The sequence below is a fragment of the Microvirga aerilata genome, from assembly GCF_016743775.1.
Taxonomy (GTDB): domain Bacteria; phylum Pseudomonadota; class Alphaproteobacteria; order Rhizobiales; family Beijerinckiaceae; genus Microvirga; species Microvirga aerilata.
Genome location: NZ_JAEQMY010000132.1, coordinates 1 through 9,390, shown reverse-complemented (window position 1 = coordinate 9,390; position 9,390 = coordinate 1). Strand labels below are relative to the sequence as shown.

The following is a 9,390-nucleotide window of genomic DNA, read 5'->3' as shown; positions in this document are numbered from 1 at the left end:
ATCTCCCCAGCACCATCACCCAGGGAGAGTGACATTTGTAACGGGGAGAGGAGTGACCTTTCTAACGGGGCTCTACAAGCGAATTGCGTGTAAGGCCGTTTATGGAACGGGTAGGTGACGCACCAGTTCTGGAAGCAGTGGCACAGGATAACGGTCGATCAGCACTCCACCCGACCATCCTTGTCGGAGCGCACCCGACCCTTGCAACTCCCCAAAGGCACTTTGAAGGTGAAATCGCTGACCGCCTCCGGCTGCTCAGCGTTCAGCACACACTCAGCCAGTGTGCCGTTGGGATGAAACGAAATCGGATGCCTAGCCGCAAAGGCGACGCCACTGGAGTGCCGAACCATTTGATGGTTTGGGTACGCGATAGCCCGTTCACTCAGGATGCAGCCTGTTGGAACCCGCCCACTGAGCTTTGGCCCATCACATTGGATGGACGTCCGCTCTTGATACACGCCTTGGATGGCAGCCGAGAAGCTGTAGGACTCGGCACAGGCGGCACCTGCCGCCATCACCCCAACCAAGCCAAGCAACACTTGTCGCATGGGATCCTCCCGCGTCATGCGGATTGAAAACCCCAACCCCGACTAGCCATGGGCTGGACCTGGCGCGGGCGCCAGATCCAGCCCATTCATCATCATTGAGCCCCAGACACGGCCAGCACAGTAGTCAGGATCGTCTTCTTCACAGTGTGGTTGCTCTCCGGATCGGTGTCGATCCACTCATCGAGCGAGTGGGAGCGATCCGCCTTGGCGACGCGAGGGATCGTAACCGCCGGTATGCCCAAGCTCATGGGCATGTTCGAGTCGGTCGAGCCGCACTCATAGGTCGGCTTGCTCCCGTTCGCCAGGAAGGCGGCCGTCGTGAGTTGCACGAGATCAGTCTTCTCGTCCGTCCGCCCCGCAGGCCTATCACCCACGAGTTTGATGTCCGCGGTGATGGTTCCTTCCTTGGTCGAACGGGCGAAGTTCTCCGTCTCCAGGGACTGGTTCACGATCGCGAGAAAGCGCTTCTCGAGACGGTCGAGCTCCTTGGCGTCCTCGGAGCGCATGTCGAACTCCATCCAGACCTCGTTCGGGATCGAGTTCACCGAGGTACCCCCTTGCGTCACGCTCGCCGAGTACGTGGTCTTCGGCTTGGCGGGCGTCTGGATCTTGTACATCTCGACCACTGTCTGAGCCATCGCCGCCATGGGGTTGACAAGCCCGAAGGCGCCGAAGCTGTGCCCGCCAGGACCCTTGTAGGTCACTCGATAGCGCTTCGACCCAACGCCGCAGTTTGTGAGGCGGGTCGTGCTACTGCCATCAAGCGAGTAAAAGTACTTGACCTGATCCTTGTACTTGCCCTTCGTGAAGAAGTAGCGCACGCCGCGCAGGTCTCCGAGTCCCTCCTCGCCGACGTCACCCAGGAAGACGATGTCACTCTTTGTCTTGATCCCCGCTGCGTCCATGGCCCGGACGATGCTGAGCAGGGTGGCAAGGCCAGCGCTGTCGTCGCCAACGCCTGGAGCGGCCAAGCGGGTGCCGTCCCGCCTGACCCTGACATCCGTCCCCTCCGGAAAGACCGTGTCGAGATGGGCTGACACGACTACCAGCGGTCCGCCTCCGGTGCCTTTCCGCACGCCAATGGCGTTGCCCTCCTCGTCCATCTCGACGTCGGTCAGGCCATGGGCCTTGAGCATCTCCATGTAAGCCTTGGACCGCTCCTGCTCCTTGAATGGCGGTGCCGGGATCTCGGTCAGCTTGATGACCTCGCTGATCCAGCGGTCATGGTCCTTCTGGAGCGCGTCGACTGCCGTTTTGAAGGATTGGCTGTCCATGATGCGCTTCACGGTCTCGGTGTGCGCTGGTGCAACATCCTGAGCAATGGCAGGGCCTGCAATCAAAGTTCCGACCACCAGAGCGTGTCTCAGTTTCCTTAGAGTCGAATGCATCGATTACTTCCTCCTGGTTGTTCAGTGCTGGGATCAGCACTGATGGAAAAGGCAAATGAGCGGGAGCTTTGTTTAGCTCTCTGCAAGGGAAATCGCGAGCGATCGTCGCTGAACAACGTATGCGGGCAGAAGAGCTAAGATCCATCCTGTGGCTAATATGCTGGCGGCAATGAGGTACTCGCTTGAGGCGAGTGTCGGGGTAAGCTCCACGCCTGTATCAGCAGCAAGCCACTGGCTTACTCCATATGAGAGCCCATATCCGGCCCCAAGGCCGAGCAACACACCGGCGAGCACCAACGTGGCGGTAAAGCCCCAGGCAATGGCAGCAATGAAGAGTCGAGGAGCGCCAAGAGCCCTTAGGGTGATGAGCTGTGGTACGAGAAACCGAAACAACAATAGCACACCCATCATGATGGCCATTAGAACAAGCGCTTGTGTGACGATGGCGAGCAGACTCATGAGCTGGCGCAAGTCGCCCATCACAGAATAGAGACGGGTCAGCGCTTCGGCGGGGAAGAACGCCATAGACTCGTTGGTCGTATAGGCATTGCGAAGCTGATACGCGGCGGCGATCGTGGTAGGTCTAACCACGGCTGCCGGAACGCCGGGCGTCCAGGCTTGATCGAAGGGCGGACCGACTGCTTCGCTACCTTCCTCGTGGCCATCGGGGAGTGAATGGAGCTGCCAAACGAGCTCTACCGGCACCATGATGGCGCTGTCCCACGGCGAGCCTGTCGGCTTCATCCGGCCTACCACCGTGATCATTGCACCATGCTCGTGAGGGTCAGCGTCTTCCTCCGGGTTGCCGTCGCGTGGTATGCCGTGCGTCGGTTGGAAAGTCTCCCCGACCTTCATGGGCGAGGCAGCTCCCACAACCGCCTCCTCTCGACGGGCGAAAACTCGGCCTTCCTGCAATTCGTTCGATAGATGAGTGACGAGCTGGCTTGTTGTTCCAACAATGGGCGCCCCACGGTGGCTGTCTCCGAAGCCGATTGGAGCTACAAACGCCGCGCGTTTGTCGTTTAACAGTCGCACCGTTACTTCCGGCTGGAGCAGTTTGGTTGTTCCAGGGCGCAGAAACACAGCGGTAAGCAAGACATCGGTTTGGCTCCCAGGGGCTGCCACGATCAGATCGAAGCGGTCGGCAGCACGGGCGCTGCCGGTGCGCAAGGCCCGTTCTTGCGAGATGAGCGCTACCGCAAGGCTGACACCTGCTGCAACAAGGAAGACGAACGCGAGGGCGGCCCAGCGATGCCGGACGAGAAACGCGCGTACGATGGGCCAAGGATTCATGCAAGGTCTCCCGCTCGGAGCCCAGGGAACTGATCCACGGCAGGCGGGCCCATCCGCCCAGCCTTCAATGCAATCACCTCATGTGCGCGTGAAACGAGCAGGTCATCATGAGTGACACAGACGACGGCCTTGCCCTGCGTGGCGAGGGCCTCGAGTGTCCCAGCGACTGAGGCGGCGGTTGTGCGATCGAGGCTGGCGGTTGGTTCGTCCGCGAGGATGATCGCAGGATCCATCAGGAGAGCGCGGGCAAGGGCGACCCGCTGCCGCTCGCCACGGGACAGACGCGACGTTGGAATTGAACGCTCCGGCAGTCCGAAGTCGCGAATAAGCGTGCGGGCCCGGTCGCGCAGGATCGAAGGAACCCGATAGTGACCGAACAGCGCCGGCGTTGTGACATTCTCGAGCACGGTGAGTTCGTCGATGAGGCGAAAATCCTGAAACACCATTCCGCAGTTGTGACGCCGCCAGGTGTCACGAGCACTCTCCCCTAAGGAGCTGACGATCACGCCACCATGACGAGTCTCGCCTGAACTCGGAACGAGAATGCCCGCGATGCAATGCAGGAGGGTGGTTTTTCCAGAGCCCGATGGGCCGACGATGGCGGTAACTTGACCGGGTTTGAATTGCGCAGTGATGCCGGACAGAGCGTTGAACCGGTCGCCAGTCGCGTCGCAGAAGGAGACCCCAAGTTGGAAGACTGAAAGCCCGACCTCAGCGTCATGCGGGTTCACGCACCCGCCCTCTGGAAGACGGCGTCTGTCAACCTGACCTTACTGACGAAGCCAGTCGTCGGGTCAGTCGCAGGACCAATCTCAAGCGTTCCCTGCACCAAGATGAGCGTCCCAGGAGCAGCCATCTCCTGCCTAGTGCGCATGCGCACAAACACGATCGAGTCAATCCATTCACCCTCCGTTGCACAGAAGGGGCAGGTCTCAACCGGTGTGTTCGACAAGATGAAGAAGTCGGAGTCGACCTTCAGATGGGGTGCCATGAAACCCTGCATGGCGATGCGTGTACCCTTCAGCTCATCTGCGCGTGGGGAGAAGGACCCGTCGTGATTATAGAGTTCGCCCATGCGGATCCTGGTCGCGGCCAAACTCGCTTTTGGAAGAAGTCCGGCCGCCAGGGCGGCTGTGAGGAGAGTTCGTCTGGTCACCATTGCAAGTATGCCTCCTGACACGCTTCGCTCAGGTTGACGGCTGAGCGGGAAAACTGCCCAAACCAGCCTGCTATTGTGATTAGACCCACGACTCGTTGATTAGTTCAATGAACTTGAGCCTATCCTTCGCGACCAAGGTGTCAACGGCCATAGCCTCGATCAAGGCCTTCAAAGATGGGTTTGTACGAATGGTGATAAGATATCGCTGACGTGCCTTGATCGAGCGTAGCAGCAGCACCCGCCACAGCCAGCAGGAATGACGAGCCATACTGCTGCCTGAGGTCGTGTATTGATACCTTACTTCAAAGCTGGTTGGATCCACACGCCTGTGAGGGTCAGCATCAAGCTTGGATTATGTAGTAGTTTGGCTGATCCAGCAGCATGTCTGCTGTGGCCCCATCGTGAGTTGCTATTCCTTGCTCTCACGCGCACTTTGGAAAGTCCGCTGGGATTCAATCTGAGGCCTCAAGCGAGATCACTTGAAGGTCGCCTCGCAGCCACATTGCGGAAATACGGCTCAGGTCAGCTCAGTGCCAAATCCAGACCTTTCTGATCTACGGGCTGATCGGACAACGCGGACTCCCGAATGGCGAACAAAAGGGGGATTGCGACAATCCACATGAAGGGTTTGTCTAGGACAAGGGGGTTGATGCTTTGTGAGGGGGAAGATTTGATCACCTACAACAAGACGGATTTTGCAGTGAGTGCCATCAACGTGAGATGAGTGCTAGCACACTCTCTGATTGTAGCGGTTGAGCCTGTCGCAACCGAAGTAGCAGATGACATTGCACAGGATCTCGTGCTTTGATCCGCGACGGCGCGAAGATGCCGCCCAGGCGAAAAGCCTAGAGTGCAAGGGAGGGAAAAAGCTTGTCGCTCCTCGTTCTGCAGGACGTCGGGAAGGAATTCGGCGCTATTCGAGCTCTTTCCCATGTCAACCTCACGATCAAGCCTGGCGAGGTCGTTGGCCTTATGGGTGACAATGGCGCCGGCAAATCGACCCTCGTGAAAATCATAGCGGGCAACTTCCCCCCCTCCCATGGCAGGATCCTGTTCGAGAACCAAGAGGTTCACTTCACGAAGCCGGTTGATGCCCGATCCGTTGGGATCGAAGTCGTTTATCAGGATCTGGCTCTTGCCGATAACCTAACGGCCGCCGCCAACGTATTCCTCGGGCGCGAGCTGAAGCGCAGGGTCGGCCCCTTCTCTTTCCTCGATCACGCGGCCATGAACCAGCGGACGGCGGACCTGTTTCGCGAACTGAAATCCGAGACGCGGCCCGATGACGTGGTCCGAGCTATGTCGGGCGGCCAGCGGCAGGCCGTCGCGATCGCACGCACGAGACTCGCCAAGGCCAAGATTATTCTCATGGACGAGCCGACGGCCGCCATCTCGGTCCGCCAGGTAGCCGAGGTCCTCGATCTCATCCGCCGGTTGCGTGATGCGGGGATTGCCGTCATCCTGATCTCGCACCGCATGCCCGATGTGTTCTCGGTTTGTGAACGGGTGATCGTCATGCGGCGCGGAACGAAGGTCGCTGACAAGCCGATTGGGGGGTCGAGCCCCGAGGAAGTCACTGCGCTGATTACGGGCGCCAAGGAGGCTGCGTGATGAGCGAGCTATCTCCGGCAACCGGCTCTGAGACGAGCGGTTTCTCGAATGTGGGGCGAACCCGCTGGTGGCGACGCGGCTTCTTCGCGAGCCAGACGGCCTATGTCGCGGCTGCCCTTATCGCGATCATGATTGTGATGTCCTTCTTGAGTTCGGCCTTTCTCAGCCCGGGCAACCTAGCCAACGTGGCGAAGAACTTCTCCTTCGTAGGCATCGTGACTCTCGGAGTCACGCTCGTGATTGTCACTGGCGGCATCGACCTATCCGTGGGCTCCACCATGGCGCTGTCGGCCATCATCTGTGCCATAGTCATGCGAACTGTGAGCGGCACTGCATTCGACAGCGTTCCGATTGCCGGCATGCTGGTGTCGCTAGGTGCCGGCCTCGGCGTCGCCCTGCTCATTGGCTTAGCTAACGGACTGCTGATCGCCCGAATCGGCCTCTCACCCTTCGTCACGACGCTGGGTATGCTCTCCATCGTGCGTGGCCTTGCCTATGCGGTCACAGAAGGACGGGGGCAAGCTCCGACCGGGCCGGATATTGATCTCTTCTACGGCATCACCGACGGCAACATCGCCGGCGTGCCGGTGGCCATCATCTATCTCCTCGTACTTGCAATCATCATCGGTATCGCTCTTCATCACACAGCGTTCGGGCGGCATGTTTTTGCCTTAGGCGGCAACGAGAAGGCAGCAGCTCTTACTGGTATTGCTGTCGAGCGGGTGAAAATTGCAGTTTACGTCTTGTCCGCCCTCTCCGCAGGCTTTGCCGGCATTCTGATGGTCGGATGGCTCGGCTCGGCTCCGGCCAATCTGGCGACAGGCTACGAGTTGACGATCATCGCAGCTGCCGTCATCGGCGGCGCCAATCTTAACGGCGGCATTGGCGGTCCGGCCGGAGCCGTGATCGGGGCTCTTCTCATCGAAGTCATCCGCAACGGACTCGTGCTCGCAGGCATCAACGCCTATTGGCAGATAGTGCTCGTCGGCGCGATCATCATCCTAGCAGTTCTGGTCGACCGTCTGCGCACCCTGCGAATGGCATCCTAGAGAATAGTCCCGAAGGCAGCTTCAAACAGCCGGACGAAAGAAGCCGATCATAAGACCCCACACATGATGCGGCAATCAACCAGGAGAAAGAAGATATGATGAAACGCCTGATCCTAGCCGCGGTCGCTGCAGCCGCTTTGACGGCCCCCGCAGCGGCCCAACAGACCTACAAGTTTGCTATCGTCCCGAAGGCGATGAACAACCCTTATTTCGATCTCTCCCGCGATGGATGCATGAAGCGGGCGAAAGAGCTCGGGAACATCGAATGCATTTACAAAGGCCCTGTCGAGCATGAGCCGGCCAGCCAAGCCCAGATCATTCAGGACCTGATCAGCCAAAAAGTCGACGGCATCGCCATCTCCGTGTCGGATGCCGCCGCGGCGGTGCGCGTGATCAAAGCGGCACGCGATGCGGGCATTCCGGTCATCACGTTCGACGCAGATGCTCCCAACTCCGCACGCCAGGCTCATGTGGGAACCGACAACCGGGCCATGGGACGCGCGCTCGGCGAGGAACTCCTGAGGATGCGGCCGGAAGGCGGCAAATTCGCTATGGTGTCCGGCGGCCCTGCCGCTGCCAACCTGAAGGAACGCGTCGAAGGCGTTCGCGATGCGCTGAAAGGCTCCAGATGGACGGAAGCGTCCGGCTCGCCCACCTACTGCAACGACGATTTAGCACTCGCCGTGCAGCAGATGCAGGACCTGAAGACCGCCAACCCGGACCTTGCTGCCATTGTACCGGTAGGCGGTTGGCCGATGTTCGTTCCTGAAGCGTACAAGAGCTTCGTGAACAAGAACAAGAGCGCAATGGACCAAGGCAAGTTTACCCTCGTGGTGGCGGATACCCTGAAGGTGCAGCTCGAACTACTGCGCGATGGCTATGCGAATGCTCTCGTTGGCCAACGCCCCTATGAAATGGGCGAGAAGGCGATGGATATCCTTCTGCAGCTCAAGAAGGGTGAAAAGGTCCAGGACATCGTCTATGCCGGCATTGACCGCGTATCCAAAGATAACGTCACGTCCATGTTGAAGTAGGCCGACGCCTTCTTAACCACGCAGGTCGTCCTTGGCCAATTTTAGGCTTGGGGCGACCGTTTCGGTCTAATGGATAACGTCTTCTCGTGAACCTTCGCGAACTCTCCTCTCTCGCCACTCGCCGGTTTCTCCAGAGCATGTCTGCACCGCATCCATGCGCACCAGGTTGCAGGAGCGCTAAAATGGTGTGAGCGCTCCGGCGCAGACACGGGATGGGAGCATTGCCCATCTCCCACGATACCAGTGTGTAACGAATCGAACCGATTTAGTAATAAATGCCGGTAGGAAGAGTCGATTATCCCAGCAATGCAGAACTGATGCGTGCCAGATCTGCACTTTTCCTGCCGAGATCAGTTGTCCCCCCCGCTGCACCGCAGGCGGCGTCCATGAGCCGTCGAGGATCGCAGTCTTGGGCCAATAGGCCCGGACGAAAAGGGAGAAATCATCCAGAGCCTTGATAGGGGCTGACTTCAAACAAACCAACCAGGGAATGAGAGGTTACGTCCCACTAGCCAACCCTCCCACCCGAGGACGAAAGGGGGTTACGCGTCTGACGCAGGAACGAGGCGCATCGGCTCGAAGCCCACCTTATTGGCGAAGACCTCTTGCACGAGCACCGCGGATGGGAGCGGTCGCCACGCCACTTCGATGCGATCAATGAGACCGCTTTCATTCAGGCGCAGGTGCTCGTTTCCCTTCGCATTTTGATCGCTCAGTCATCCTGATCTGTGTGCGAAAGGCTGGCCGGATGCCTACCAAACTGCTCTCCAATTCAGCGAAGCAAATCTACGTCGTCCCGGGTCATGTCGTTGCGCTGCTAACAGACCAGGAGCAGTGGGATGCCACGCTCTCGGATATCCGGACGCTGCTCAACCAGCAACCATGACCTGACGGTGACCTGGGCAGGCATGAGGCCCCAGCGAACCCGCCCCTCCCAATTACGCCCTCCATTGCGTCCCCTGTCCTGGTGGGATGCGAACGACCGGAATGGGTCTTGGTTGTGTAAAAACGCTGACGTGTCGCTCGTTTGAGCAACTTTGTGTCTTGCGAGCCAGCCTAAGTCGTGGATTGCTCGGCGAATGGGCTTGAATTTGTAAAGTTAATTCATCGAGAACGGTCCGGTTCGGGTTTTTACCCAACTAGGGTCAAAGTGTAACGTTAGGCGGACTAAATGAAGGTCCGCTTGTCGTGCCTTTGCAGAAGTCCTGCGTACTTCCGGAACGTGCCAGTTGATTGTGTGCGTCAAGTTCTGCAAAGCGGGGCGGCCGGACAGGTTGGCTAAGCGGCCTCGCGCAGAGTGGTTTTCTT

8 protein-coding genes are annotated in these 9,390 nt (G+C 59.0%); 3 read left to right on the top strand and 5 right to left on the bottom strand.

Going from position 1 to position 9,390, the window contains the following annotated elements; translation table 11 throughout:
- Positions 1-158: 158 nt before the first annotated feature.
- From JKG68_RS29230 to JKG68_RS29210, 5 genes are all read right to left on the bottom strand, one after another.
- Positions 159-548, bottom strand: a complete 390-nt coding sequence (locus JKG68_RS29230; RefSeq protein WP_202065597.1) for a hypothetical protein — start codon at positions 546-548, stop codon at positions 159-161.
- Positions 549-640: 92 nt separating this feature from the next.
- A complete protein-coding gene (locus JKG68_RS29225) occupies positions 641-1,936 on the bottom strand; it encodes a M20/M25/M40 family metallo-hydrolase (RefSeq protein WP_202065596.1) in 1,296 nt (431 codons plus the stop codon).
- Between the two features lie 72 nt (positions 1,937-2,008).
- Positions 2,009-3,229 (bottom strand): ABC transporter permease, encoded by a 1,221-nt coding sequence (locus JKG68_RS29220; RefSeq protein ID WP_202065595.1) that lies wholly within the window; start codon positions 3,227-3,229, stop codon positions 2,009-2,011.
- Positions 3,226-3,960 (bottom strand): ABC transporter ATP-binding protein, encoded by a 735-nt coding sequence (locus JKG68_RS29215; RefSeq protein ID WP_202065594.1) that lies wholly within the window; start codon positions 3,958-3,960, stop codon positions 3,226-3,228. Before JKG68_RS29215 ends, JKG68_RS29220 begins: the two co-directional genes overlap by 4 nt.
- Positions 3,957-4,304, bottom strand: coding sequence for a hypothetical protein (locus tag JKG68_RS29210; protein WP_202065592.1), 348 nt, complete (start codon positions 4,302-4,304; stop codon positions 3,957-3,959). Before JKG68_RS29210 ends, JKG68_RS29215 begins: the two co-directional genes overlap by 4 nt.
- 954 nt (positions 4,305-5,258) lie before the next feature.
- Between JKG68_RS29210 and JKG68_RS29205 the strand changes: the two genes are divergently transcribed.
- The 3 genes from JKG68_RS29205 (at position 5,259) to JKG68_RS29195 (ending at position 8,082) form a co-directional block, all read left to right on the top strand.
- Positions 5,259-5,999, top strand: coding sequence for an ATP-binding cassette domain-containing protein (locus JKG68_RS29205; RefSeq protein WP_202065590.1), 741 nt, complete (start codon positions 5,259-5,261; stop codon positions 5,997-5,999).
- Entirely contained in the window at positions 5,999-7,048 is a 1,050-nt protein-coding gene (locus JKG68_RS29200) for an ABC transporter permease (protein ID WP_202065588.1), read from the top strand. The genes JKG68_RS29205 and JKG68_RS29200 overlap by 1 nt, the downstream gene beginning before the upstream one ends.
- 98 nt (positions 7,049-7,146) lie before the next feature.
- Positions 7,147-8,082 carry a sugar-binding protein gene (locus tag JKG68_RS29195; RefSeq protein ID WP_202065598.1) on the top strand — a complete coding sequence of 312 codons (936 nt, stop codon included), beginning with the start codon at positions 7,147-7,149 and terminating at the stop codon, positions 8,080-8,082.
- Positions 8,083-9,390: the final 1,308 nt, after the last annotated feature.

Bases quoted from the DNA above. Each gene is read 5' to 3' on its own strand.
- JKG68_RS29225 (WP_202065596.1), bottom strand. From the start codon at position 1,936: ATGCATTCGACTCTAAGGAAACTGAGACACGCTCTGGTGGTCGGAACT.
- JKG68_RS29230 (WP_202065597.1), bottom strand. From the start codon at position 548: ATGCGACAAGTGTTGCTTGGCTTGGTTGGGGTGATGGCGGCAGGTGCC.
- JKG68_RS29210 (WP_202065592.1), bottom strand. From the start codon at position 4,304: ATGGGCGAACTCTATAATCACGACGGGTCCTTCTCCCCACGCGCAGAT.
- JKG68_RS29220 (WP_202065595.1), bottom strand. From the start codon at position 3,229: ATGAATCCTTGGCCCATCGTACGCGCGTTTCTCGTCCGGCATCGCTGG.
- JKG68_RS29195 (WP_202065598.1), top strand. From the start codon at position 7,147: ATGAAACGCCTGATCCTAGCCGCGGTCGCTGCAGCCGCTTTGACGGCC.
- JKG68_RS29200 (WP_202065588.1), top strand. From the start codon at position 5,999: ATGAGCGAGCTATCTCCGGCAACCGGCTCTGAGACGAGCGGTTTCTCG.